Raw genomic sequence first — 24,943 nt, forward strand, 5'->3', positions numbered from 1 at the left:
TCGATGGGAACCTGAGGTCCCACAGGCGCGCGGAGCCAATCCATGATGCGCGCATTCAAGTCCTTGACGACGGCGCGGACCTGCTCTTCGGAGCGCACGTCCCGCAGCGTCTCGGGGAGGCGTTCGACTTCCTTGCGCAGTCGCAGCGGAGTGGGAAGCAACGCGTCGCCGGGAAGATTCTCCCGCTCGAGGTACCCACGCACCCACGACAGTTCGTCGGTCGAGGACGGGGGGATCGGCTTGCCCAGGCCGGGCAGATCGTCGAACGCGCCCTTCTCCTGTGCCTCGCGGATCTGTCGGTCCACCCAGGTCTGGACGCTGATGTCCCACGGTTTGCGCTGCGTCATTCTCGCCGCCCCTAGGTCTCCGTCGCGGTGTCCGAGTCGTTGTCCAGGTCCTCGACGAACTGCGCCACGATCCTCTCGGCGATGACCCGCGCCTTGACGTTGGCTGCCTGGCTCTGTGTCGCGATGTGATCGAACGCGGCCTCGGGCGTCATCCGCGCGGTCACCATCATCACCCCCACCGCCTGGCTCAGCACGCTACGGCTGTCCAGAGCTGTTCGCAGAGAGGATACTTCGCGCTCCGCCCGCCCGAGCAGCTGCTCGCGCAGTCGCGCCAGTTCCAGGTGCACCCTGATACGCGCCACCAGCTCCGTCGGCTGGAACGGTTTGGTCACGTAATCGTCCGCGCCCAGGCGCAGGCCCTCCACGATGGATGTCGACCCGGCACGTGCGCTGAGCAGGACGATCGGAATCCGCACCAATCGACCGTCGGAGCGTGCCTCGTCCACCAACGACAGACCGCTGCGTCCGGGAAGCGTGATGTCGCTGACGATGACATCGGGCGGGTTCTGCCGGGAATGCGCGATCGCCGAGTCGACGTCGGCGAACTCCGCGACGTGCCATTTCTGTTCTGTCAGCAGTCCCACCAGGTAGTCGCGCATGTCGGCGTTGTCCTCGACGAGAACGACTCGGCGCTGGTCGGGTGCCGGCTGGCTCGCGCGGGGCTCGAGCGGCCTCCACATGTCGGCCTCACCGATGTAGCCGGCGCCGAGCGCCGCGGTGACTTCCCGCGTGGAGGCGTCGACGGCGGCGGGTGCGGCGGACGGAACCAGGGGAACGGTGACGGTGAAGATCGAGCCGCGAGGGGAGTTCCCGTCGACGGTGATCGAGCCGTCCATCGCGGAGACCAGGTCCGACACCAACGACAGACCCACTCCTGATCCCTCGCGACTGCGTCCGTCGATGCTGGGGACCTGGAAGAAGCGGTCGAACACCTTGGGTCGGTCCGCCTCGGAGATGCCGGGTCCGGTGTCGGCGACGGCCACGGTCAATCCGCGGTCGGACGCGGACAACGTCACCGTGATCGACCCTTCGGTGGTGAACTTGACCGCGTTCGAGATCAGATTCATGACGACGTGGGTCCACATCGTGCGGTCGATCTGGACGTGAGGATCCTGCACACCGTCGACGTCGACGCTGAGGGTCACCCCGGAGCGCTCGGTGGCGTCCCGGAACATCGAGACGCATTCCGTTGTCAGGGCGACGATGTCGGTCGGTTCGGGCGTCACCTCGAACCCCCCGGCGTCGCCGCGAGCGACATCGAGGAGGGTATCCACCAGTCGTTGGAGTCGCAGGGCCGCGCGGCGTGCCGACTGCAGGGACCGCAGGTGCGACGACGGCAACGCGTTCTGCTGATCCTCGAGGACCTCCCCGAGCGGGCCGAGCAGCAGCGTCAGCGGCGTCCGGAATTCGTGGCTGACGTTCTCGAAGAACCTCGTCTTCGCGGTGTCCAACTCTTCGAGGTCGGCCACCCGACGAACTTCGGCAGCGTAGGCGTACGCATCGGTGAGGGCGGTCGAGATCCTGTCGGCGACGACGTCGAGGAACACCCGGTAGGGATCGTCGAGTCGGCGGAATTCGCTGATGCCCGCGACGAGGACTCCCGTCGATTCGTCGGACGATGTGCGCAGCGGCAACACGAGAGCCGATTGATCGCCCATCTCGACGTTCTCGGCCACGCCGGTGGCCGTGACTCGGAGCATCACGTCGGGATCGACGGCTGCGGTCGTCGAGGTCGTGGTGACGGCGACAGGTCTGAACGACGCCGGTCCGAGACCGTCGTCCTGGTGGAGGTGGATCGACGCGAACGGGATGTCCGTGTTGCCGGTCAGCAGATCCAGCGACTCCCGGCAGACGGCGTCGATGCCCTTCGCGCCGACTGTCATCGTTCCCAGATCGCGGAGAACCGCCATTCGTCGATCGGCCAGGACCTGCTGCGTGACGTCGGTCGTGGCGACGAAGACACCGTCGACTCCGCCTCCCTCGGCGAGGATCGGACTGTAGGAGAAGGTGAAGAACGTTTCCTCCACGTACCCGAACCGGTTCAGCAGGATGCGCTGCTCGGTGCGGTGGATCGCGGTGCCGCCGAGAGCCTCCATCGCGAGTGGCCCCAGGGAGTCCCAGGCGATGTGCCAGCAGTCCTCTGCTCGTTGGCCCACTGCCGTGGGAAACAGTTCGCCCGCCATGGGCGTGTAGGCCTCGTTGAAGATCTGGACGAGGTCGTCGCCCCACCAGATCAGCATGCCCACGCGGGACGGCAGAACCGTACGGATCGCGGTGACCAACGCGGTGGGCCACGACTCCACGGGGCCGAGCGGTGTGGACGACCAGTCGAACTCACGGTGTGCCACGGAAGTCGCGTCCGACCCGGGAAACAGTTCGTCCCGTGTCGTCATCGCGTCGCGCGTGTCATGAGAGTGGCGCTGTCGTCATCCCCGGCATTCCTCGTGGGCCCTTTCTGGCGTGCGGCTCGAAGACGAGTCGCGTCTTCGTACAGTGTAAAGGCGCCGGAGGGGTGGTGCCGACAGATGTGACGGTTCAGGCATGCCCGATCAGACGAGCGCACTCCCGGCGAGCCACTCCGACCACGGCACGCTCCAGTCGCCGTTCTGCCACTGCTGCAGCGGCGCGCCGCCGGTGTTGCGCACCTCGACCACGTCGCCGGGGACCGAGAAGTCGAAGAACCACGACGCGTTGGCACGGCTGAGGTTGAGACACCCGTGCGAGACGTTGGTGTTGCCCTGCGCCCAGACGGTGTCCTCGAGCTCGTGCAGGTAGATACCGTCGTTGCTGATGCGGGTCGCGTAGTTGATGGACTCCTTGTAGCCCAACCGCGAATTGACCGGCAGCCCGTACGTGGAGGAATCCATGATCACCGGGTTGGCCTTGTCCAGGACGGTGTACACACCGGGCTGCGTCCAGAAGGTCAACGTCTGTCCGCCGATTGTCTCGCTGCCCCCCATGCCCATCGAGGTGGGCATGGTGCGGATCAGTGTCCCGTTCTCGTAGACCTCGACCTGCTTGGTGTTGTCGTCGGCAACGGAGACGTGCGAGTCGCCGATGGTGAAGGAGGTGCTGACATCCTCCTGCCCGAACAGGCCGTCACCGACCTCGACTCCGTAGACCTTCGCGGAGATGGTGACGGCGGTTCCGGGGGTGTAGTAGTTCTCGGGCCGCCAGTGGACGTTCTGATCGTCGGCCCAGTACCAGGAGCCGGTGACGGCCGGCGTGGTCTGCACGCTCAATGTCTTCTCGGCGGCGGCGCGGTCACCGATGGGCTCGTCGAAGTGCACGACGGCCACGATCCCGACGCCGAACGTGCCGCCGTCGGTCAGCAGGTTGCCGCCCGCGGTGACGAACGACGGGAGCGTGTAGTTGTCGGGCGCGACCGTCGTGAACGAACTCGTCTCCTGATGCGCCGCGCCGTCGGTGGCGGCCGTCTCGATCGACAGCTCGTACGACTTGCCGTACCCGAGCGTCGTCGCGGGCTTCCACGTCGATCCGTCGGGGGTGATCACCCCGTCGACGACGACGCCGTCGGCGTTCGTCATCGTCACCGCGGTGATGGTCCCGTTCGTGGCGCCGACGCTGATCGGCGCCAACGGGTTGACATCGGTGGCGCCGTCGGCCGGATCCACCGTCACCGTCGGTGCGGGAGCAGCCTGCGTCGTCTCCGGCGCGGCGCCACCGGTGTCGCCACCGCCGGAACCGATGGTGCACGCGGACACGAGCAGCATCACGAGTGCGAGGCACGCCAGAACGGCAGTACGGAACGGGGGGCGGCGAGACATGAGCGGAACTCCGACGGTCGAGGAGTGGAAGAGTAGGCACCACGGTAGCGCGAGACGGTGACATGCCACTGCCGCTCCGCGTTTCGCCGAGCACGCCGACCGGTTCGGTGGAAGCATCCTGACATGACGAAATCGGTCCCCGACTCGCTGCCACCCCAGGTCGTCGTCCTCTTCGGCGCTACCGGTGATCTGGCGAAACGCAAACTCCTGTCCGGCATGATGCACCTGGTCCTGTCCGATCTCGCGCCGCGGATGCGCGTCGTCGGCACCTCGCTCGAGGCGATGACCAGCGACGAGTTCCGTGCGATGGCCAAGGACGCCGTCGAGAAGTTCTCCTCGAGGACGCCGTCGGACGAGGAGTGGGCGGCGTTCGCGAAACGTCTCACCTACGTCTCGCAGTCGGACGGCCCGCAGGCCCTCTCCGATGCTGTCACGAACGCGGAGAAGGAGTTGGGCGAGGGAACCAGGCGGCTGCACTACCTGTCCGTGCCGCCGTCGGCTGCGCTGGCCGTCATCGACATGCTGTCGGACGCGTCCCTGGTGGAGCGGTCGCGCATCATCATGGAGAAGCCGTTCGGCACCGACCTGGCCAGCGCGATCGACCTCAACGCCGCGGTGCACCGAACCTTCGCGGAGGAACAGATCTTCCGGATCGACCACTTCCTGGGCAAGGAACCGGCGCAGAACATTCTCGCGTTCCGCTTCGCCAACGGACTGTTCGAACCGATCTGGAACAGGACGTTCATCCAGCACGTCCAGATCGACATCCCGGAGACGCTGGGTCTCGACGGTCGCGCCGGGTTCTACGAGTCGACGGGTGCGTTCAAGGACATGGTGGTGACGCACCTGTTCCAGGTGCTGGCGTTCACGGCCATGGAACCGCCGACTGCGCTCGAGCCCGACGCGATCAAGGAGGAGAAGAACAAGGTCTTCCGGTCGATGCTGCCCATCGATCCGCGCGAGGTGGTGCGCGGGCAGTACTCGGGGTACCGGCAGGAGAAGGGGATCGCCCCGGATTCGGACACCGACACGTTCGTGGCGCTGAAGTGTCACATCGACAACTGGCGATGGGCGGGCGTGCCGTTCTACCTGCGTACCGGCAAGAAGATGGCCGAGGGCCAGCGCATCATCTCGATCGCGTTCCGTGAGCCGCCCAAGTCGATGTTCCCGGCCGGATCCGGTGTCGGGGCTCAGGGACCGGACCACCTGACGTTCGACCTGACCGACTCGTCGAAGGTGTCGCTGTCGTTCTACGGCAAGCGTCCTGGCCCGGGGATGCGTCTGGACAAACTCAGCATGCAGTTCGCGCTGCACGAAACCGAGAGTGCCTCGGACGTTCTGGAGGCGTACGAACGGCTGATCCTGGACGCGATGCACGGAGACCACACCCTGTTCACCACCTCCGAGGGCATCGAACGCCTGTGGGAGGTGTCGGCGCCTCTGCTCGCGGATCCGCCCCCGGTGCGGACCTACGCGCCGGGATCGTGGGGTCCTAACGCGATTCATTCGCTCGTGGCCCCCGACGCGTGGCGCCTGCCGTTCGAGAGGGAGTGGCGCGAGAAGAAGTGACCGCTCACCCGCAGGTGCTGGGTGCGGGTTCGCCGGCGTAGCGGCCCCGAAGCCATTCCGCGGGTGCACTTCCCAGGTCGAGGATGCCGTGGCCCTGCCCTGCTGCCTCACGTAGCTCGACGGTGTCACCGAGTGCACATGCGCGCCGAACCGCGTCGATCGTCCACGCCGGAAGCGTGAGGGTGTCCAGGTCGCCGTACCCGACGAACATCGGTGCGGTGGCGGCGCGGCGAGGCACCCCCGCGTCGGACAGCCACGCGCGCAGGCGATCTGCAGCAGCTCGATCGACGGGGGCGTAGTCGGCGGGCGTGACGCTCTCGGCGATCGAGCTCTGGAGGCCGCTGTTCTCTCCCTCGCACGCCGTGAAGACGTCGCGACGATCGAACAGTTCCCCGTGCAGATAGTCGCTCGTCACCAGATCGGGATGCGCCACGGACAGTCCCTTCAGCACCGACGGGAGCAGGATAACCTGCTCGCGGGTCAGCGTGCCGTCTTCCATCGCGGACACGACCGGCGTGAGATCGGTGGCGGGGGACATGCTGATCGTTCCTGCGAGCCGCAGTCCGCCGCCGTAGTCACCGGCCTGCTCGTTCGCGGCCCAGACCGCCTGACCTCCTTGGGACACTCCGTATCCCACCCAGGTGTCGGATGTCGTGGGTTCCACCTCACGGGCGGCGCGGACGATGTCGATGACGTTGAACGCGGCAGTCGTGGAGTCGAGATACGGATGCGGGCCCGGTGCCCCCAAGCCCTGGTAGTCGGTCATCGCCACGACGTAGCCGTTGGCGAGGAACGGGATCACGGTGGTCAGCGATCCGAGCAGTCCGATGCGACGTGACGGAGCGCATCGTGTGTCGGTTCCCGTCGTCGCGTGTCCGACGGACACGATGGGCCATCCTCCGGGCGGCGGTTCACCCTTGGGTACGAGCACCAATCCACTGACGGCCGTGGTCGATCCGTCGATTCCGGACGTCGATCCGTACAACACGCTCACCGACGTGGACGTCAGCGATGCGAGCGCGGGGTAGCCGGTGAAGTCGACAGGGTCCGCGAGCAACGTGCCGGGGGTGGCGGACGTCGGTGTCTCAGGAACGTAGGACGGTGCCGACGTACATGCCGCGCAGGCCAGTACGACGGCCACGAGGCCCGCGAACGACTTCCCGCACGCGGCCATGCTGCATCACTCGATACCGCGGAGGAGGGCGACCGGGTCGGCGCAGGCTCGGGCCAGCGCTCTGTCGACGACCGCGACGTCGATCATGCCGCCGCAGAACGAGGCGGAATACGAACGGCCGCCCTGGACCTGGGAGATCAGGACCGAGATCCCGTCGGGACCGTCGGGTTCGAGCGCCGCGGTCATCTGCCGGGGCCGACCGTCGTCACGCCAGGTGAGGTGGTCGTAGAGCGAGAGCGTGCCCAGGTCGCTGACAGCGAGTCGCGGACGCTCCGGAACCACGACCACGTCGTCGGGCGGAGGCGGCGGGGACGTGCGGTGGCCCTTCATGGCGGCCTTGGCATCGGCGAGCGCGAGAACGGCGACGGGCCATCCCGAATCGATGACCTCCTTCATGACCGTCGCGACGTCGCCGGGAGTGGGGAGGGTCGGGAGTTTCACCGGGATGCCGATGGCGAAGTTCCCGTGCTCGGCCCGGTGCGACGCGTCGAGGTACCGGCGGCAGTTGAACAGGATCATGACGTGCTCGTCCAGATCCACACCCTCGCTGCGCAGCGCCGCGATCACCAGAGCCACGGACACCGACGCACTGGTGGCGCCGGGAGCGTGCTCCTTGCCCCAGGCTCGCAACGCGGCGACCTGCTCCGGAGCCATGTAGGCGGCGCGAGTGGTCTTGGACTCGGCCCAGTGCTCGATGCGGCGCGTGGCCGGTGCGCTCTCCCGCCGCTTGTGGTGGGCGCGGAGGCGCCAGAAGTCCCGTGCCGCAGAGGGTGTGGAGCCGAAGTGACGACGGACGGCACTCCAGGTCGCGTTCCGAGGGAGTGACGGGGCCATGCTGACGGCCATCGCGTGGCCGGGATCGGACGCCGCGGCACCGACCATGGTGACGCCCATCTGACCGTCGCCGACGCCGTGCGAATAGTGGACGACGACGTAGTCGCCGCACAGCACGATCTCCACGGGGGCGCGCTCGCCAGGACGGGTCCGGACACGGTCCATGAGTTCACCGAGATCGTCGGTCGCCAGATCGGGCCGGGACGTCACGGCGGTTCCCGACGCGATGTTCTCGCGGTAGTCCCAGTGCCGCCGGTCCGCCCGCGCATCGACGCGGATGCGGGACGTCGGAGACGCCTTCTCCGCAGCGGTCAGCATCGCCCGCACAGCGTCCTCGTCGAGGCCCACGACGGGGCCGATGACGGCGAGCGTCTGAGCCGGCGCGAAGGTGCGGTCCAACTCCGAAGACGCGTAGGTGCTCCCGGACTTACGTTGCGGCATCGATCACCTCCTGCATCCGGGCACGGAAGTTCGCTCGCGAGAATCCTTCCGCCCACACACGGATCTCGGTGCGGTCGAACTGGTTCGGATCGAAGGACGACATCGCGTCGGCGAAGCCCGCGACGATGTGCTCGTCCGAACCGGGGGAGATGTGCAGACCGGTCGTGCCGTGGATGACAGAGTCGACGGCGCCGCCCTCACCGAGCGCGATGACGGGCGTGCCCGTCGCCATGGATTCCACGGGGACGATGCCGAAGTCCTCGATGCCGGGCATGAGCAGTGCTCGCGCCGTGCGGTGCAGATGCAGAAGCTTCTCGTGCGACACGCGACCGAGGAACACGGTTCTCGGACCGGCGAGGGCTCGGCACTGCTCCATGGCTCGGCCGTCACCGGCGACGATCAGCGGAACGTCGGCACGGGCCGCGGCGCGGATCGCGATGTCGGGTCGCTTGTACGGAACCAGGCGACCGGCAAGCAGGAAGAAGTCCTCGCGTTCCACCGTCGGGTCGGGTGTGAAACCCTCCGTGTCCACCGGCGGATGCACCACCACCGCGTCGTCACGCCCCCACCACTGCGAGATGCGTTCCGCGACAGCGGTCGAGTTGGCGACGACCGTCGTCAAGCGGGGGGCGGCGCCCGTTTCGCACCGACGTGCCACCGCGGAGAGTGCCGTGAGGATCGCGGCGCCGGCCCGGCCGCCACCCTCTCCGGCACGCAGTTCGGGATCCCACGCCCACCGTGCGGGGCTGTGGACGTAGGCGATCACGGGTGCGTCGGTGGCATGGACGGCTTGCGTCGCGAACGCGTGATGGCTGACCACGACGGCCTCGGCATCCCGGAGCGGGAGACGACGGAAAGCGCTGGGCATCAGGGGAAGCACGGGAGCGTACGAGCGTTGACCGATGCCGTTGTAGACGGAATTGAGCCACGTGGTGTGCGGGGGAGTCGTCAGACCGGCGGGAGTTCCCTCCGGTCGGGCGATCGGGGCGTACACCTGCGCGCCCGGCCACTGCAGGGCGAGTTGCTCGACGACGTGTTCCGAGCCGGCGACCTCGGTGAACCGCTCGTGGACGATGGCGATCTTGTCAGTGTCTGGCATTGTTCTCGACCTGCTTGTCGGGGCGTCGTTGGATGACCGGTTCGGACGGGCGCCGACGTCCGGACGGTTGTACCACGAGGTGGGTACGGAGTCCGAAAGCGCGCAGGCGCCGAAGTGCGGCCTCGGCGGTCTTGCGGTCACGCCCCTTGGAGGACAGCAACACCACCGCCGTCTCGACGTCGTGCACGTCGATGAACGTCCACCACTCGCTGGCGAGGTCGGCGCCGACCAACGCGTCGGGGTGACGGGGTTGCCCGCCGGGTGATGTCGCGGTGGGCGCCGGGTAGACGGCGTCGTCGCCGACGAGCACCAGGACGTTCTGTTCGGTGCGTCCGCGGTTCGCGGCGTGGCGGGCGCCGACGGAGCCCGTGGAGTTCGGTGCGGCACCGCGTTCCGATGCGGCGACCGAGGCAGCGACCACGGGCGGCAGACCGGTGGTCACGGTCGGGTCGAACTCGGCACCGTATTTCCGCGAGATGCGCCGAGCCCACGCGCGGCTGGGTGTGCGGCCCAACCGGCTACGCAGCAGGACGATCACTTCGGCCGCGACGATCAACGCGAGCAGCGCGGCCACCGACGCCTCGGACACGGGCTTGGGGGAGACGGGGGCGGTGCTCTGTTCCGGGACGGCGAGAACGACGAGTTGGTCCCCGCCTCCGGTCGACTGCAGTTGCGTCAACTGGGTTCTGAGGTCCGACAGCGACTGGTCGGAGGCGGTGCGCGCCGGATCGCCGGGAATCAGCTGAGCGTTGCGCGCTTCCTCGGCGGCGATGGCGCCCTGGATCTGCTCGAGCTGACCCTGCGCGTTGCGTGCCGCCGTGGCCGACGACGCCTGCGACACGGTGGCCACCGTCGTGCGGACCAGCTGCAGAGCCTGTTCGGGCGAGTCGGCGGTGACCGTGAAGTCGAGCAGCGCGGGCGAGGTCCCCGGTGTCAGTTCCAGATGCGAGGCGAGCGTGCCCGCATCCCACCCCGTGTCCACCTGTGCGAGCACCTGCTCGAGCACGTCGTTGTCGGCCGCGAGGCCGATGAACGGCGCACGGAGCTGCTCGATGAACGCGTCGCCGGGCACGATCTCGCCGGCCGGTTCGATCTCGGTGACCACGGTCGCCGAGTACTGCTTCTCCGTCATGAACTCGCGGAGGCCGAATACTGCCGCTCCGACGAGGAGTGCCACGAGAAGGGCCGGGACGACTGCGCGGCCGAGTTCACGCATATGACCCGCCAGGTCGATCGGCGGGGGAACGTCACCGCGGTGCACCGGGTCGTCTACGGGAGCCAACCGAATCTCCTCGAATCGCTCGTGCGAACGCGCACAATGTCGCGGATCGACATGTCCCATTCGATGATACGCAGGTCGCGGTTCACCCCAGGTAATGCCGAGAAGTGGTGTGTCACCCTCTTGTCGGAATGCCGGTTTCTGTCCTCCAAACCGTCCTGACGCCCATTGTGGTGCGTCGGGGAATGGTCGATGCGAGCCATTTCCGCGGCGCTCATGCGATCAACTCGGAATACAGCGCCGGAAGTGTCACGGCGCTGTCGTGGCGCGCCGCGACGGTCGCTCGGGCGCGTCGCCCCATCTCGGCGCGTGTGGAGTCGTCACCGAGGAGAGTGCGCAGCGCGTCGGCCAGGGCGCCGGAGTCGCCCGCGGGCACCAGGATTCCTTCTCCGTGAGCGAGGAACTCGGTCGGCCCGCCGTGATCCGACGCGACGACGGGAAGCCCGTGCGACATCGCTTCGAGGACCGACAGGGGGCCGGCCTCGGGAAGCACACTGGAGGACACGACGACGTCCCATCGACGCAGAACCTCGTCGGGATCCACGTGGCCGAGGAAACGCACCCGACCCGCGAGGTCCGGACGTTCTGCGCGAGCGCGGAGTTCGTCGACATAGTCCTGGTCTCCGGAGAAATTGCCCCCGGCCAGTTCCACGTCCACGCCGTCGAGCCGGGCGATCGCGTCGAGAAGGACGAGGTGGCCCTTCCAGGGAGTCAGCAGTGCGAGCATGCCCACCACCGGTGGAGTCCGCGTCGCCGCGAAGTAGTCCTCCACCGGCCACGGCACGCCGTACGGCACCACCTCGGCGGGCAGGCCGAGGTCGCGGACCGGAGCGGCTGCCGCCTCCGTGCACGCGACCGCGCGCCGCACCACGCGTCGACTGATCGAGACGACGGCGCGTTGCCGACCGCTGGCGACGGCGTCGTGGACGAGCCAGGACACGCCGCGCGGGGGTCGGGCGAGTTGCGCCGCGGGAAGGGCGAACAGAGAGTTCACGACGGTGGCGGTGCCGGGGCGTCGCGACAACGAGCGGATGGTCCGGGCCGCCGACACCCACCGCGCCGCCATCCGTGCCGCGGCCAGGATCCGAGCCGGTCCCTGCTCACCGCCGAGACCCAACTCGGGAATCGCCACATGCTGCGCCTCCGCCGGGAGCGCCTGCGCCAGCCGACCTTCCGGGCACACGACGGTCACCGCCGCGCCGGACCGCACGGCTTCTCCGACGACGGCGAGGAGCATCTTCTCCGCGCCCGAGATGTTCGAGGTGTGGCCGACGAAGACGGTGTTCACGAGTCCCTCCTCGACAGCACGAATCCGGTTGCTCCGACGACGACCGCGGCGACGACGGACACGAGGAACCACAACGCGGGCGCGGCATCGACAGCCAGCGTGGCGACCGCCGTGACCGCCGCGGTGACGACGGCCAGCGAGAGAACGGGCATCACGGCCAACAGTCCCGACATGGGCATGCTGCGCTCGATGACGATCCAGAGCATCACCACCGTCACCGCGAAGGTGACGACGGTCGCGATCGCGGAACCGTTGTAGGACAGGTGGGGGATCAGCACGATGTTGAGCGCGATGTTGAGCGCGAGGCCGAACAGAGCGACCACCGGATAGTGCCGCTGCATTCCTGCGGATGCGAGCAGGAAGATGCCCAGCAGGATCAGTGACATCAGGGCGGCGCCGAGCACCAACAATCGGGCCGCGTCGGAACCGGCCGTGAACCGCTCCCCGTAGAGCAGGCGGATCAGCGGTTCGGCCGACGGCCAGAATCCCGCGACCGCGACGGCACCGAACGTCGCGAAGTAGATTCCCGCGGAACGGGATCGAGCCCGGAACACCGAGAGTTCGTTCGGCCACGCCGCCACCAGCAACGTGCTCACCGGCGCCACGGCGGCCAGCGCGATCGTGTCCATCATGTCCGAGAACTTGTAGCCGATGGAGTACAGGCCGACAGCGTCGAACGTGTCCAGCAGACTCAGCATCAGGACGTCGATCTTGAGCATGGCGATGGTCAACGCGAAGCCGATGGCCAGCGGGACGGCCTCGCGCAGATACGCCCCCCACCTGCTGACGTCGATGTGCCGCGACGGGCGTAGCCCCACCGAGCGTCGCCGGACGGCCAGACCCTTGCCGACGGCCCGGAACGCCTCGTTCGCCACCGCGGGTAGCACGAAGATCAGCAACACCGGTGCGAACACCGCGGCCAGGATCGTCAGGACGAGTTGCAGGACCTGGCCCAGACTCTCGACGACCGCGACGAGCAGCATCCGATGCCGAGCCTGGAACAACACGGACAACGCGTGGGACGGCGTCGCGAAGACGACCACCAGTCCGCCCAGCGCCGTCGCGAGAACGACCTCACCGGGGTACTGCAGGATCAGCACGTAGCCGACGGCCAGGACGTACCCGACGACACCGAGAACCGTCCTTAACGCCAGGAACGACGATGCGGTGCGGCCGATCTCGTCGGCGTCGTCGTCCATCAGGCGAGCCAGGACCACACGCCCCACCCCGAGATCGGTCACCACCGACATCAGGCCCAGGAGCGCGAAGACGAAGCTGAACTGGCCCCATCCCTCCGGGCTCAGTGAGCGGGCGACGATGACGCTGCCGACCCATCCCAGGCCGGCGACGATCACTCGCGACGCCAACACGGCGATCGTCGCGCGCGCCGCGGCCTTGGGGTCGGCGGCCAGAGCCCGATAGTCGGGTGCGGCAGGCTCCGAACCGTCGCCGACGATGTCGTCGTCCATCAGAGGAGTCCGGCCGCGCGGTAGGCCGCCGCGGTGCGCTCGGCCGTCCGCGCCCACGTGAGGTCCGCCATCGCATGCAGCGCTTGGGCGACGAGGTCCTCACGAGCGGCGGCGTCGAACAGCAGGGGTCGGAATGCGTCCACCCAGGACTCGACGCGTTCGTCGTCCAGCAGCACCGCGCCCTTGCCCACCACTTCGGGGAGCGCTCCCACCGCGCTGGCCACGACGGCGCCGCCGCAGGCCATCGCTTCGACAGGAGGCAGTCCGAACCCCTCGTAGCGCGAGGCGTACGCGGTGATGGTGGCGGCCGAGTAGAGGGCGGGGAGGTCCTCGACGTCGACGTACCCGAGGCCAGTCGCATAGCGGGGAGCGGATGGACCGGTCGACCCTGCACCGGCGAGAAGGCACGGAACACCTAGCGCCTCGGCGGCGTCGGCGACCAACTGGACGTTCTTGCGTGGCTCCACGGTGCCCACCTGCATGACGAACGTGTCGGGTAGCGAGTACTTGGCCCGCACCGCCTCGACGGCGTTCTCGTCGGGCGGCGTCGCCCATGCTGCCGGGGCGAGTTCGACCACCGCGGCGTCGCGGCCGCTGACGGCCTTGATGCGATCGGCCGTGAACCGGGACACCGCGATGAGGAGATCGGCCGTCCGCAGCGATCGCCGCACCAACCGTTGCTCGCCGGCCGCGCGGAACCGACTCGATGCCGACGGCATGTCGATGACCGAGATGTCGTGCACGGTCGCAACTGTCGCGCCCCGAGAGATCAACGGGAGGTCGACATCCAGGCCGTGCACCACGTCGTGCGAGCCGACCGGCAACGCGCCGAGTACCGCGCGCACAGCCCCGCCCGACACCGGTCTGACCATCGGCCGCACCGCGCGGGGAAGCTCGCCGACGGCGTCCTTCTGCACGACCGCGGCGAGGTCGGTCCCCGACAGATGCTGGGGGAGCTCGTTCAGGAGCTCGCGGATGTATGTCTGGACACCGCTGCCTCCCGGTCGGAGGGCGAGGGCCCCGAAGACGATCCGTGTTGTGCTGCTGCGCATCCCACTACTCCTAACAGAAGCCAGAAATACACGTCGATAGGAAAGATCTCGAAATAGGTGGCCACGAGCGACGCGAACATCGCGGCGACGATCGAGGCCCCCACCCCGAGCGAGAGTGCGCCGTCCTGCCCGGGCAGTGTCCGGGACAGTCGGGTACACCAGAGCAGCGCTGTGATCAACAGCGCCAGCACGGCCCAGAGTCCGATGGGGCCCAGTTCGAGAGCTGTCTTCACGTAGTAGTTGTCGGGCTGGTAATTGGTGGACAGTCCGGAGAACGTCGTGCCCTGAGCTGTCGAGATCCGGTCGGCGGCAGCGCCGCTGGACCCCAGCCCCTCTCCGAACGGGTGGGTCTTCACTTTCTCGATCACTTCGTTCCAGCGGCCACCGCGTTCATTGAGGCTGCTCGAGGAGAAGAAGACCGAGGTGATCTTGGGGACGAACGGGAGGATCGCACCGACGAGGGCGGCGACGATCACGAGAAGTCCGCCGAGAGCGCGGAAGCGGATGATCGCCATGTAGATCAGTCCGACGGCGAGGCCGAGCAGCGCCGCGCGCACGATCGCGCTGGACATCGCGATCACCATGAACGGGCTCGCGCACAGGAACAGAAGGTTCCGTCGTCGCCGGGGATCCGCCAGTGCGACAGCCCCTCCGACCAGCAGCGACAACATCACGTACAGACCGAACGGGAACGGGAGGTTGAACGTGCTGAACGTGCGCAGCAGGCCGCCGGAGGTGCGCACCTGGGTTCCGTACTCGTAGCCCAGCGACACCAGGACAGCGGGACCGACGGCCAACTGGGCGAGTCCGACGAGCGAGGTGAAGGCGCCCATTCCCATCAGGACGGTGACCAGGTGATCGCGATCGCGGGCGTCGAACGGTGCGAGCCACAGGATCGCGACGAGCAGCAGGTAGAAGAACGTCACCTTGATGCCCACGGTGCCGATGACGCCGAAGGACAACAACGCCGACGCGACGCCGAACACGACGAACAGCGCAGCCGCCGGCCACCACGGCATCAACAAGGTCGGCGCACGCCCGGATCGTGCCCGGCTGCGACGGATGTACGCGGATCCGAGCGTGAAGATCACCAGACCTTCCTTCCACCCGGCCACGAGGCCCGGCAGCGGAAGGATGGCCAGGAGACCGTTCAGCGGCACGAAGGCGGCCAGCACGAGCACCCCGACCTGCGGGCGATAGAAGACCGCTCGCGCGACGAAGAACGCGGCGAGGAGAACGAGCGCTGCGGCGAAGGCCTCGACGACGATCATCGGGGCACCACCGTCAGTCTTCGGCCTTCTTGAGCACGGCGGCGATCGTGAGGAAGAGGATCTTCACGTCGAGTGCCAGAGACCAGTTCTCGATGTAGTAGTTGTCCCACTCGGCGCGATCGGCGATGGACGTCTGGCCGCGGAGACCGTGTACCTGAGCCCACCCGGTGACGCCGGCCTTGACGCGGTGGCGTTCGCCGTAGCGTCGGATCTGCATCTCGAACAGATCGACGTAGTGCGGCCGCTCCGGTCGCGGCCCGACCAGGCTCATGTCGCCGCGGACGACGTTGAGCAACTGGGGCAACTCGTCGAGCGAGGTCTGGCGCATGAGCTTGCCGATGCGGGTACGACGGTCGACGCCTTCGACACCTCCGGGCGCCGAACCCTCGACGCGCGCGAACTCGGCGTCGGACGCGCGAGGCGGACGCATCGACCGGAACTTTAGGCAGCCGAACGTCTTTCCGTCACGGCCCACGCGGTCCTGGGAGAAGAAGATCGGGCCCGGCGAGCTGGTCTTGACCAGTAGCGCCAGGACGAGGAACACCGGCGAGAGCACCAGGACGCCCAGGCCCGCGAGGACCCTGTCCATGACGCCCTTGACGAAGAACTGCCACCCCTTGGGGTCGGTGTGCGGCAACACCATCAGGGGAAGTCCGCCGAGATGCTCGACGCGGGTGCGCACGCCGACGGTGTCGAACAAGCGCGGAACCAACCAGACGCGCATGCCGTTCGAGTGGGCAGTACGGATGGCCTTGACCAGACTCTCGGTCGGAACGTCGGAGAATCCGATGACGAGCTCCTCGGCGCCCGTCTGCTCGATGGCCTGCGCCAGCTGCGCGGGATTGCCCATGTAGGGGACGGCCAGCGCCTCGGGAGTGTCCGGCTCCGGATCGATCGCAGGGGCCTTGTCGAGCACGCCGACGGGGTCGAGGCCGTACTCGGGGAACTGATGCATGCGTGACGCCAGTTGGTGCGCGATCGGGCCGCCGCCGATGATGAGTGTCGGAGCCGCCGACTTGTGGTTCACGCGGAGGTAGCGCTGGATCGTGGTCCGCAGGAAGCGAGCCACCGCCACCAGGATGCCCGCGGCGATCCACACGCGGACCATGAAGAGGCCGGGCCGGTACTCGGTGCCCACGACCAGCAGGATCGTCAGGACCAGCAGAGTGGCCATCGCGACGGACGTCTCGACGGGACCGATCTCGTCGAGGAAGTTCCGTCGGAGGCCGCGCCGGTAGAGCGAGCGGGACGCCAGGATGAGCAGGACCAGTGGCACGAACAGCCACGGCACCCAGCCGTAATCGATGTCGCCCGATCCGGGCCAGAATCTCGCCACGGCGACAGCCACGATCGCCGCCGTCGCATCCGCTGCGATGGTGACCATCGTGTGTGCAGGATCGACGCGAAGACGGTCCGCTAATCCACGTTCCTTGGACACCCTCGTGGCAGGGGCGTTGCGCTGCAACGTATCTCGCGATTCCAGTGTTTCTGACACAGGATTCACTCCGTACGGACCTAGTGGTTGACCGACCGAGATCAACACTAGACCATTCTTCGGAGTTGTCTTCTCAGAATGGTCACGGCGCCATTACGGAAAAGCGACCGATAGACAGAGAATCGACGCAGAAATGTAGATCACGCCCGGAATGGTTCGCTCACTCGAAGATTCGCTCGCGAACCATCCACGCAATGTCCTTGAGTACCTGTACGTGCCCCGTCGTCCACTGACGTGGCTCGGCGTCCCAGACGCACAGCGTGCCCACCGCGTGACCGCCGTCGTCGACCAAGGGGATGCCGAGGTAGGAGATGAAGGTCTTGTCCACGACGCCGGGGTGATTTCTGAACTTCTCGTCGAGGCGGGCGTCCTCCACCAGCAGTGGTTCGCCCTTCGCCACGGTGTGCTGGCACATGCCGGCCTCGAGAGGGATGGCCCGTGGCCGCTCCTCCTCGGGTCCGAAACCGAGTGCACTCTTGATGAACTGGCGGTCCTTGTCGATCAGCGAGATCGCGGCACCCGGCACCGACAGCGCATCGGCAGCCATGGCGACGATGCGGTCGTAGGCCGGTTCGGACGGGGTGTCGAGAAGCCCGGTGGCCTCGACAGCGCGAACACGATCGGGATCGGTGACGATCGACGGTTGCTCGGATGCTGCCGGCGGCGTGGAGGCGGGAGTATCGGGCACGGGATCAGCTGTCGCCTCGAGGCGCTTGAGCAGATGGCCCAGATCGGTGTCGTCGGCCTCGGAGAGTTCCTTCACGAGGCGTGTCACGACGGCACGCCGGACATAGGCGGGCACCGTCTCGCCCACCTTCACGGCCTGCTGTTCCAGAACCTCGTTCAGGCGGGCATCGAAGCCGTCGTTTCCCGTCGTCATTTCGCCGATACTAATGCAGGTGTCTTCGTGATCGAGCGATGTGGCGAATCCCTGCATTCGGAGCCTTTCCGGTGTCCGTTTTCGCTGGTACGTCCCCCGCGGCCGCCGCTGTTAGCCTTGGCCGGTGCTCACCGATCGGTCTGTTTGTGGTCCGGGGTCCACTCGGCGCAGACCCGGAGCCGAGTTGCTTCGGCGGTGCTCTCTGTCGGGAGCCGCCGTCCTTCTCGTTCTCGTCGGTGTGCCCGTACCGGCGTCCGCCGCTCCGCCGAGCGAGATGCCCCGGTGTGTGGCGGAGTCGGACGGCGTTCGAGTGGGCGGTTCTCCCGGTGGATCGTTCGGCTTTCTCTCGGACGAGGATCTGGGCCGCGAACTGGATATCGCGCGTGACGCCGGGATGTTCTCGGTACGGATCGACATCGACTGGTCGGTGGTGGAGCCGCGGCCCGGTCGGCGGGACTGGGCGTCGACCGATCGCATCGTCGACGCCATCGTCGCGCGAGGTATGTGCCCGTACGCGATCGTCACCTACGCCCCACCGTGGGCGCGAGTGGCGACGGCGGTCGATCAGCCGTACGCGCGACCTGCGAGCCCGGACGCGTTCGCAGCGTTCGGGGCACTCGCCGCGGAGAGGTACCGCGACCGAATTTCGTTGTGGGAGGTGTGGAACGAGCCGAACATCACCACGTACTTCGCGCCGAGGCCCGATCCCACGGTGTACGCGCTGATGCTCCGGGCGACCTACCGGGCCATCAAGGCTGTGCAGCCCGAGGCCCTGGTGCTGTCCGGCGGAATGGCCCCCGCTGTGGACAACGGGATCAACATCTCACCCAAGACGTTTCTGACGCAGATGAACTCGCTGGGTGCCAACCGATACTTCGACGCGTTCAACGTGCATCCCTACACGTGGCCGTTCCTGCCGAACGATCTGTCGACGGCGCAGTGGAACACGGCGATGGCGATGTGGCCCATGCACGACATCATGGCCGGGGCCGGTGACGGGGAGAAGCAGATCTGGATCACCGAGATCGGTGCGCCCACAGGGACGAACGCGAACGCGATGTCTGCCGACGGGCAATCCGAATCGATCGCGATCATGATGAATGCTCTTCTCGGCAACGACTGGTTGGGCCCCGCCTACGTCTACAGCATCCGTGATTCGGGCACCGACCTCGGCGAAACCGAGCAGAATTTCGGCATCGTCGAACGAGACTTCACACCGAAGCCGGCCCTTTCCCGTATCGCCGAGTTCACGGCGGCGCATTCTCCGTCCTGACATCGGTCGGTGGGGCCAGATGACGCTCCGGGAAGTTGTAGTGGTTGGAGACTCCGTGTCTCTCGGGATCGATGGTGTCCGGCGGGTGCCAGAGGATCGTGCCCGGATGTCCGTGATCCGGGGGAGCGACGGTGGTCTCCCACTGTCCCGGCCCGGTGCCGACAAGTGGGTGATGCAGCCCGCAGGCCAGTGCGAGATCGTCCACGTCGGTGAGTCCACCGGTCGCCCAGTCGTCGACATGGTGGGCCTCACACCTCGATGCCGGAGCGGTGCATCCCGGTCCGGTGCATCCTCGGTCGCGGGCGAACAGTGCGAGTCGCTGGTCCGTACTGGCACAGCGGCGAGCCCTGGCGAAGTGCATCGTGCTCGCTCGCGCGCCGTCGAAGACGTGCAGGTAGTGGTGAGCGTTCGCCGCGAGTCGTATTATCTCGGCGATCGGAATCATCGATCCGGTTGCGGTGAGCGCGATTCCGGCTGCGCGTTCCAGTTCTTCCAGCGTGACGGTCACGATCACGGCCAGTGGGATGCCGTTGTGCTGACCGAGTCGACCCGACGCCAGCGCGTCGGACAGTACGAATGCGAGCGCGTCGTGATGGCGTTGGCCGACGCTCCGCGTGTCCCGCTCCGTCTGGTCGTCCTGGTCGTCCCGCTCCGCCTGGTCGTCCCGCTCCGCCTGGTCGTCCTGGTCCGACTCTTCCGCTGTCTCGTCCAGGTCGACGGGACCGTCGGTCGGCAGAGCGTCCGGGCGGCACACACCAGGTGCTGCGTACTTGTCGAAAATGGCTTCGAGCAGCCCTCGCAGCACCGCGTCCACGCAGAAGCGTCCAGTCGACATGGAATCGGAGCGCTGCGGGTCGAACTCGATGAACCGCTCGCGTCCGCGATCGCGATCGTCGGGTTCCTTGCCGTCCGGGTCGAGGTACTCGCCGAGCCGGCGGGCGATGGCCGTGAGTTCTTCCGGTGACACGGTGCGAGCGAGCCGCGCCAGATCGTGTTCGGCGGCATCACGCGTAGGTGCATCGACAGACGACGGGAGCCCTCTCAGGAACTTCCGGATGATCGAGACGTGCGCATCGGCCAGCGCACCGTCGGATGCCGCGGCGGCGGTGTGCGGCAGCGGGGGAGCGACGACCTGACCGGCCATCGTGGTGGAGGGGGCCAGATCGCGCGCCACGGCGACACGGGACGATGCTTCTCTCCCGCTGATCCTCAGCATGTAGGCCAGTGCGTGAGGCACTCCGCCGGCCCCGATCGCGCCCAGCACGGCATCGAAGCCGGACTGTTCGACAAGTTGCATGATCCAGGTATGCGACGCCCCGGTCAGCATCCGCCGAATGTTCTCCGCGGCGCACACGAGGGCCAGACGATCCCCGTTGCCGACCGTTGCGGTGTCGAGGGCTCGCACGGCGGCCACCGCGTCGGCGAGACGGCTGAGTGCGTCGGCGACCCGGGGGTCGTCGGTCGCGGCAGCGATCGACGGCATCACCTGCTCCCGGCGACTCATCTGCGACTGCCAGGCCGACCCTGGATCCCCCGATTCCATGAACTGAGAGTAGCAGCTATTCGAACGTGTGTTCGATATGACTGGTCACAACGAACTACCGACGACAGCAGCACCCCGCCCATCGGACGAGGTGCTGCAGTCGAATCTGTGGAACGTCAGCGTGCGCGGTAGCTGTACGACGTCTGTCGGCCCGCGAAGTCGAGGTCGCGGCCCCCGGACAGCAGTGCGACGGCCAGTGCTGTGACACCGACGAGAGTCAAAGCGATCATGGTGTTACCTCCACATCGAGCGAGTGCGGATCCCCCTGAACCGCACTGGCGAGAACTCATCTCGCTGACACCATGATTCCCCGCAGAAGGTCCGTTTTCACCGAAGTGAGGGGCACCCCACGTCTCGCCGGACCGGGCGACGCACGTCACTTCTATCCGTGTAGACGGGTAACTGTTACTCCCGCATACCGTCGGCCAGCTCGAAGACCCGGCCCACGTACCGCGAGACGAAGACGTCGAGTGCATGATCCGACAGTTCCGCGCAGCCGACGCGTCGGAACCAGTGTTCGAGGTCGACCAGTCTGTCTCCCAGTGCGACACGATGATCGTCGAGTTCCCTGAGCTCGTCGGCGACCGCGCGCAGCTCGAGGACCTTGTCGTTCACCGCGCTCTGCGTTCTACCCGAGTCGTCCATGGCACTGATCGTAGCCGTGTTCGAACGTATGTTCTAGTGGTCGAGAACGACGCACGTCCGTCGGATGCGGGTTGTACGGTGACGCCGTGCCGAACCGCTCCCGCCGCCTCGTGCGTGCGCTCGTGACCATGACCGCCTCGATGTCCCTCGCATTCTCGCTCGTCGGTGTCGCGCACGCGGACGGCACGACTCCCGGAACGCTGGTGAGCTCGTCCGCATCACCGGCGCCGATTCCCGGCAGCGTCGACGCAGCACGCATCACCTACTGGTCCGTGGGGCCGCGCGACGAGGCAGCGCTGAGCACCGGCGGTGTCTACCTCCCGCCCGGCCAGGCGCCGGCGGGTGGGTGGCCGGTCATCGCGTGGGCGCACGGCACATCCGGTCTCGGAGACGATTGCGCGCCGTCCGTCGTAGGACCCACTCTCCCGGAACGGGACTTCCCCTACCTCTCCACGTGGCTGCAGAAGGGGTACGCGATCGTCGCCACGGACTACGTCGGTCTGGGCACACCCGGCGTCATGGCATACCTCGACGGCAAGGTGCAGGCTCACAGCGTCGTCGACAGTGTGACCGCAGCGCGGGCGCTGTACCCGTCCCTGTCGAACCGGTGGGTGGCCATCGGTCAGTCGCAGGGAGGTGGCGCTGCCGTGACCACCGCGCGATACGCCACCGAGTACGGGGGAGAGTCGCTCGACTACCTCGGCGCCGTGGGGACCGGCGTCCCCGCCAACATCGAACTGGCGCTTCTTCCGCTGGGCCCGGGTGTCCCGCCCGTCGCGATTCCCGACGGCCTCACCTCCTACGTCTTCTACATCCTCGCGGGACTGCGCAGCGCGCACCCGGAGATCGATGTCGACTCGTACCTCACCCCGCTCGGCAAGCAGTGGGTGGATACGGCGGAGACCATGTGCGCCATGCCGTTCCACGACGCGGTGGCAGGGCTGAAGCTGGGGGAGATGTTGTCGCGGCCGTTGGCGCAGATCCCGAATCTCTACGGCGTGCTCAACGACTACATGGGGGTGCCGACGTCGGGTTACGACCGGCCGGTGTTCATCGGACAGGGTCTGCGCGACATCGACGTGCCCGCTCCGTCGGCACTGTCGCTCGCCGCGGCGATGACGGCGAACGGTGAGCCGCTGACCTTCAAGACCTACCCGGGGGACCACAGCCAGACCTTCCGTGACTCGCAGCCGGACGCCGTCGCCTTCGTCGACGGTCTGTTCGGTCGCCGCTGACAGCCTGTTCCCGTGCCCTCTCAGCACCGTCTCAGTCACCGGGGTGACACTGGGTCCATGCGAGTTCTGGTGACCGACGACGATCGTGCCGTCCGTGAATCCCTGCGCCGGTCCCTCACCTTCAACGGATACACCGTCGACCTGGCCACCGACGGCCTCGATGCACTCGAGAAGGTGGCTGCCGAGCGGCCGGACGCGTTGGTGCTGGACGTCATGATGCCGCGTCTGGACGGGCTCGAGGTGTGCCGGCGGCTGCGGAGCACGGGCGACGATCTGCCCATCCTGGTGCTGACGGCTCGCGATTCGGTGTCCGAGCGCGTCGCCGGTCTCGATGCCGGGGCCGACGACTACCTGCCCAAGCCGTTCGCGTTGGAGGAACTGCTCGCCCGTCTGCGAGCCTTGCTGCGCCGCACCGGGGGTGAACTGGGCCCGGACAGCGAGGTGATGTCGTTCGCCGATCTGTCCCTGGATCCGGTCACCCGCGAGGTCCACCGAGGCGAACGGCCCATCAGCCTCACGCGGACGGAGTTCTCGCTGCTCGAGATGTTGCTGGCCAACCCGCGTCGTGTGCTCAGCCGCAGCCGCATCCTGGAGGAGGTCTGGGGGTACGACTTCCCGACGTCCGGCAACGCCCTCGAGGTCTACGTCGGCTACCTGCGTCGCAAGACCGAGGCGGACGGCGAGATCAGGCTCATCCACACCGTCCGAGGCGTCGGGTACGTGCTGAGGGAAACCGCACCGTGAATCTCGCTCCGTTCGGGCGCTCGACTGCCCGCAACGGTGTCGGTACGCAGGCGGAACCGCTCGACGTGAGAGGGCAGATGCGTCCGCCCATGCCGCTGACGCGGTCGGTGTCGCTGCGGTGGCGGGTGACGTTGTTGGCTGCGTCGGTGGTGGCCATCGCGGTGGCGGTCATGGCCATCGCTGCCTACGCCGTGGTGTCCCGCGCGCTGTACGGCGACGTCGACAACCAACTTCGGACGCGCGCGTCCGCGCTGATCCAGACGAACCTCGTGGCGTTCGATCCCCGCTACGTCGCCGGAGCGACGCTCTACAGCACGGACGTCAGTGTCGCTCTCATCTTTCCGGACCTGACCAAGTACGTGCCGCCCGGTTCGACGGTGCCGATCGGTGACCCGGAGATGACTGTGGCGATCGGGCAGGAGGACTCGTCACTGCGCACCACGTCCGGTGCGCGCGTGCTCGCCGAGCGCACCCAGGACGGCAGCACCTTGGTCATCGCACAGCGACTGGCACCGACGGGGCAGGTGCTCGACCGCCTCGCCTGGGTGCTCTTCGTCGTCGGCGGATGCGGCGTGGTGCTGGCCGCAGTCGCCGGGACCGCTGTGGGGCGGACGGGTCTTCGGCCCATCGGTCGGCTGACTGCCGCTGCCGAACGCGTGGCACGTACGGACGACCTGACCCCGATCCCGGTGACGGGCAACGACGAACTCGCCCGACTGACCGACAGTTTCAACACGATGCTGCGTGCGCTCGCCGAGTCGAGGGCGCGCCAGTCGCGCCTCGTCGCGGACGCCGGACACGAACTGCGGACGCCCCTGACCTCGCTGCGTACGAACATGGAGTTGCTCATCGCGTCGGGACAGCCCGGCGCACCGCGCATCCCGGAGCAGGACATGGCCGACCTGCGTGTCGACGTCGTCGCCCAGATCGAAGAACTGTCGACGCTGGTGGGGGACCTGGTCGACCTCGCACGCGAGGACGCTCCGGAGAACGTGTTCGACCGTGTCGACATGTCCGACGTCGTCGAGCGCAGCCTCGAACGTGTTCGACGACGCCGCAACGAGATCGACTTCGTCGCCGTGACCACCCCGTGGATCCTGTACGGCGACCAGGCCGGTCTCTCGCGTGCCGTGCTGAACGTCATGGACAACGCGGCCAAATGGAGCCCGTCCGGGGCCACCGTGCACGTGGCCATGGTCGCGCGGCCCGACGGACTGCTCGAGCTCACGGTGGCCGATGCCGGACCCGGAATCGCGCCGGACGAGCGGGAACTGGTCTTCGAGCGCTTCTACCGATCCACGGCGTCGCGGTCCATGCCCGGCTCCGGATTGGGGCTGGCCATCGTGCGCCAGGTAGTGCTCAAGCACGGCGGAACCATCGCCGTCGAGGATTCGGCGGCCGGCGGAACGCTGATTCGCATCGTTCTTCCCGGGGAAGCCGGTAACGCACAGGAGGCTGACATGACGGTCTCAGCGCCCTCTCAGTCCGAAGGGGCATCGTCGAGTCGGACGACGTGA

General features: G+C 67.5%; 20 protein-coding genes. 5 read left to right on the top strand and 15 right to left on the bottom strand.

The features are described from left to right. The 3 genes from RU01_RS11680 to RU01_RS11690 all read right to left on the bottom strand — a co-directional run. On the bottom strand, nt 1–347 hold a 347-nt coding region (locus tag RU01_RS11680; protein WP_042574739.1), incomplete at its 3' end, for a J-domain-containing protein. Nucleotides 348–358: 11 nt separating this feature from the next. Next, nucleotides 359–2,740: an ATP-binding protein gene (locus tag RU01_RS11685; protein ID WP_042574740.1), complete on the bottom strand. Its 2,382-nt coding sequence runs from the start codon at nt 2,738–2,740 to the stop codon at nt 359–361. A 156-nt stretch (nt 2,741–2,896) separates the two neighbouring features. Next, on the bottom strand, nt 2,897–4,135 hold the full coding sequence (locus RU01_RS11690) for a L,D-transpeptidase (RefSeq protein ID WP_042574741.1): 1,239 nt from the start codon (nt 4,133–4,135) through the stop codon (nt 2,897–2,899). A gap of 123 nt (nt 4,136–4,258) precedes the next feature. Between RU01_RS11690 and zwf the strand changes: the two genes are divergently transcribed. Then, the gene (zwf, locus tag RU01_RS11695; RefSeq protein ID WP_042574742.1) at nt 4,259–5,704 is read left to right on the top strand and encodes a glucose-6-phosphate dehydrogenase; all 1,446 of its coding nucleotides are present in this window, start codon (nt 4,259–4,261) and stop codon (nt 5,702–5,704) included. Nucleotides 5,705–5,708: 4 nt separating this feature from the next. Here zwf and RU01_RS11700 read toward each other — a convergent pair whose 3' ends face one another. From RU01_RS11700 to RU01_RS11745, 10 genes are all read right to left on the bottom strand, one after another. Continuing rightward, nucleotides 5,709–6,878: a lipase family protein gene (locus RU01_RS11700; RefSeq protein WP_042574743.1), complete on the bottom strand. Its 1,170-nt coding sequence runs from the start codon at nt 6,876–6,878 to the stop codon at nt 5,709–5,711. A gap of 6 nt (nt 6,879–6,884) precedes the next feature. Then, nucleotides 6,885–8,153, bottom strand: coding sequence for a hypothetical protein (locus RU01_RS11705; RefSeq protein WP_156148886.1), 1,269 nt, complete (start codon nt 8,151–8,153; stop codon nt 6,885–6,887). Then, nucleotides 8,140–9,252, bottom strand: coding sequence for a glycosyltransferase (locus tag RU01_RS11710; protein WP_042574745.1), 1,113 nt, complete (start codon nt 9,250–9,252; stop codon nt 8,140–8,142). Before RU01_RS11710 ends, RU01_RS11705 begins: the two co-directional genes overlap by 14 nt. Further along, complete coding sequence (locus RU01_RS11715; RefSeq protein WP_197074755.1) at nt 9,239–10,534, bottom strand: hypothetical protein; 1,296 nt, start codon at nt 10,532–10,534, stop codon at nt 9,239–9,241. The genes RU01_RS11710 and RU01_RS11715 overlap by 14 nt, the downstream gene beginning before the upstream one ends. Nucleotides 10,535–10,745: 211 nt before the next feature. Continuing rightward, nucleotides 10,746–11,819, bottom strand: coding sequence for a glycosyltransferase family 4 protein (locus tag RU01_RS11720; protein WP_231568682.1), 1,074 nt, complete (start codon nt 11,817–11,819; stop codon nt 10,746–10,748). Then, nucleotides 11,816–13,288, bottom strand: a complete 1,473-nt coding sequence (locus tag RU01_RS11725; RefSeq protein ID WP_042574797.1) for a flippase — start codon at nt 13,286–13,288, stop codon at nt 11,816–11,818. Before RU01_RS11725 ends, RU01_RS11720 begins: the two co-directional genes overlap by 4 nt. Beyond that, complete coding sequence (locus tag RU01_RS11730) at nt 13,288–14,340, bottom strand: glycosyltransferase family 4 protein (protein ID WP_042574746.1); 1,053 nt, start codon at nt 14,338–14,340, stop codon at nt 13,288–13,290. Before RU01_RS11730 ends, RU01_RS11725 begins: the two co-directional genes overlap by 1 nt. Next, nucleotides 14,250–15,611, bottom strand: coding sequence for an O-antigen ligase family protein (locus RU01_RS11735; RefSeq protein WP_042574747.1), 1,362 nt, complete (start codon nt 15,609–15,611; stop codon nt 14,250–14,252). Before RU01_RS11735 ends, RU01_RS11730 begins: the two co-directional genes overlap by 91 nt. A 13-nt stretch (nt 15,612–15,624) precedes the next feature. Then, on the bottom strand, nt 15,625–17,106 hold the full coding sequence (locus RU01_RS11740) for a sugar transferase (RefSeq protein WP_231568683.1): 1,482 nt from the start codon (nt 17,104–17,106) through the stop codon (nt 15,625–15,627). Nucleotides 17,107–17,266: 160 nt separating this feature from the next. Further along, entirely contained in the window at nt 17,267–17,986 is a 720-nt protein-coding gene (locus tag RU01_RS11745; RefSeq protein ID WP_042574748.1) for a GAF domain-containing protein, read from the bottom strand. A 286-nt stretch (nt 17,987–18,272) separates the two neighbouring features. Between RU01_RS11745 and RU01_RS11750 the strand changes: the two genes are divergently transcribed. Beyond that, nucleotides 18,273–19,259, top strand: a complete 987-nt coding sequence (locus RU01_RS11750) for a beta-xylosidase (protein ID WP_231568684.1) — start codon at nt 18,273–18,275, stop codon at nt 19,257–19,259. On the opposite strand, the gene RU01_RS11755 is transcribed toward RU01_RS11750, so the two are convergent. Together RU01_RS11755 and RU01_RS11760 are read right to left on the bottom strand one after the other, a co-directional pair. Further along, a complete protein-coding gene (locus RU01_RS11755) occupies nt 19,234–20,802 on the bottom strand; it encodes an HNH endonuclease signature motif containing protein (protein ID WP_052493250.1) in 1,569 nt (522 codons plus the stop codon). The genes RU01_RS11750 and RU01_RS11755 overlap by 26 nt on opposite strands. A 405-nt stretch (nt 20,803–21,207) precedes the next feature. Beyond that, the gene (locus RU01_RS11760) at nt 21,208–21,447 is read right to left on the bottom strand and encodes a hypothetical protein (protein WP_042574749.1); all 240 of its coding nucleotides are present in this window, start codon (nt 21,445–21,447) and stop codon (nt 21,208–21,210) included. Nucleotides 21,448–21,575: 128 nt separating this feature from the next. Here RU01_RS11760 and RU01_RS11765 point away from each other — a divergent pair, with 128 nt between their 5' ends. From RU01_RS11765 to RU01_RS11775, 3 genes are all read left to right on the top strand, one after another. Further along, nucleotides 21,576–22,682: a lipase family protein gene (locus tag RU01_RS11765; protein ID WP_082043068.1), complete on the top strand. Its 1,107-nt coding sequence runs from the start codon at nt 21,576–21,578 to the stop codon at nt 22,680–22,682. A gap of 57 nt (nt 22,683–22,739) precedes the next feature. Further along, nucleotides 22,740–23,426: a response regulator transcription factor gene (locus tag RU01_RS11770; protein ID WP_042574750.1), complete on the top strand. Its 687-nt coding sequence runs from the start codon at nt 22,740–22,742 to the stop codon at nt 23,424–23,426. A 77-nt stretch (nt 23,427–23,503) separates the two neighbouring features. Beyond that, nucleotides 23,504–24,943 (top strand): HAMP domain-containing sensor histidine kinase, encoded by a 1,440-nt coding sequence (locus RU01_RS11775; protein WP_156148890.1) that lies wholly within the window; start codon nt 23,504–23,506, stop codon nt 24,941–24,943.

It is taken from the genome of Rhodococcus sp. MEB064, assembly GCF_000834565.1.
Taxonomy (GTDB): Bacteria; Actinomycetota; Actinomycetes; order Mycobacteriales; family Mycobacteriaceae; genus Rhodococcoides.

What these genes read in the sequence shown, in the direction of transcription:
- RU01_RS11685 (WP_042574740.1), bottom strand. Translation starts at nt 2,740, where the DNA reads ATGACGACACGGGACGAACTGTTTCCCGGGTCGGACGCGACTTCCGTG.
- RU01_RS11690 (WP_042574741.1), bottom strand. Translation starts at nt 4,135, where the DNA reads ATGTCTCGCCGCCCCCCGTTCCGTACTGCCGTTCTGGCGTGCCTCGCA.
- zwf (WP_042574742.1), top strand. Translation starts at nt 4,259, where the DNA reads ATGACGAAATCGGTCCCCGACTCGCTGCCACCCCAGGTCGTCGTCCTC.
- RU01_RS11700 (WP_042574743.1), bottom strand. Translation starts at nt 6,878, where the DNA reads ATGGCCGCGTGCGGGAAGTCGTTCGCGGGCCTCGTGGCCGTCGTACTG.
- RU01_RS11705 (WP_156148886.1), bottom strand. Translation starts at nt 8,153, where the DNA reads ATGCCGCAACGTAAGTCCGGGAGCACCTACGCGTCTTCGGAGTTGGAC.
- RU01_RS11710 (WP_042574745.1), bottom strand. Translation starts at nt 9,252, where the DNA reads ATGCCAGACACTGACAAGATCGCCATCGTCCACGAGCGGTTCACCGAG.
- RU01_RS11725 (WP_042574797.1), bottom strand. Translation starts at nt 13,288, where the DNA reads ATGGACGACGACATCGTCGGCGACGGTTCGGAGCCTGCCGCACCCGAC.
- RU01_RS11730 (WP_042574746.1), bottom strand. Translation starts at nt 14,340, where the DNA reads ATGCGCAGCAGCACAACACGGATCGTCTTCGGGGCCCTCGCCCTCCGA.
- RU01_RS11735 (WP_042574747.1), bottom strand. Translation starts at nt 15,611, where the DNA reads ATGATCGTCGTCGAGGCCTTCGCCGCAGCGCTCGTTCTCCTCGCCGCG.
- RU01_RS11745 (WP_042574748.1), bottom strand. Translation starts at nt 17,986, where the DNA reads ATGACGACGGGAAACGACGGCTTCGATGCCCGCCTGAACGAGGTTCTG.
- RU01_RS11755 (WP_052493250.1), bottom strand. Translation starts at nt 20,802, where the DNA reads ATGGAATCGGGGGATCCAGGGTCGGCCTGGCAGTCGCAGATGAGTCGC.
- RU01_RS11760 (WP_042574749.1), bottom strand. Translation starts at nt 21,447, where the DNA reads ATGGACGACTCGGGTAGAACGCAGAGCGCGGTGAACGACAAGGTCCTC.
- RU01_RS11765 (WP_082043068.1), top strand. Translation starts at nt 21,576, where the DNA reads ATGACCGCCTCGATGTCCCTCGCATTCTCGCTCGTCGGTGTCGCGCAC.
- RU01_RS11770 (WP_042574750.1), top strand. Translation starts at nt 22,740, where the DNA reads ATGCGAGTTCTGGTGACCGACGACGATCGTGCCGTCCGTGAATCCCTG.
- RU01_RS11775 (WP_156148890.1), top strand. Translation starts at nt 23,504, where the DNA reads ATGCGTCCGCCCATGCCGCTGACGCGGTCGGTGTCGCTGCGGTGGCGG.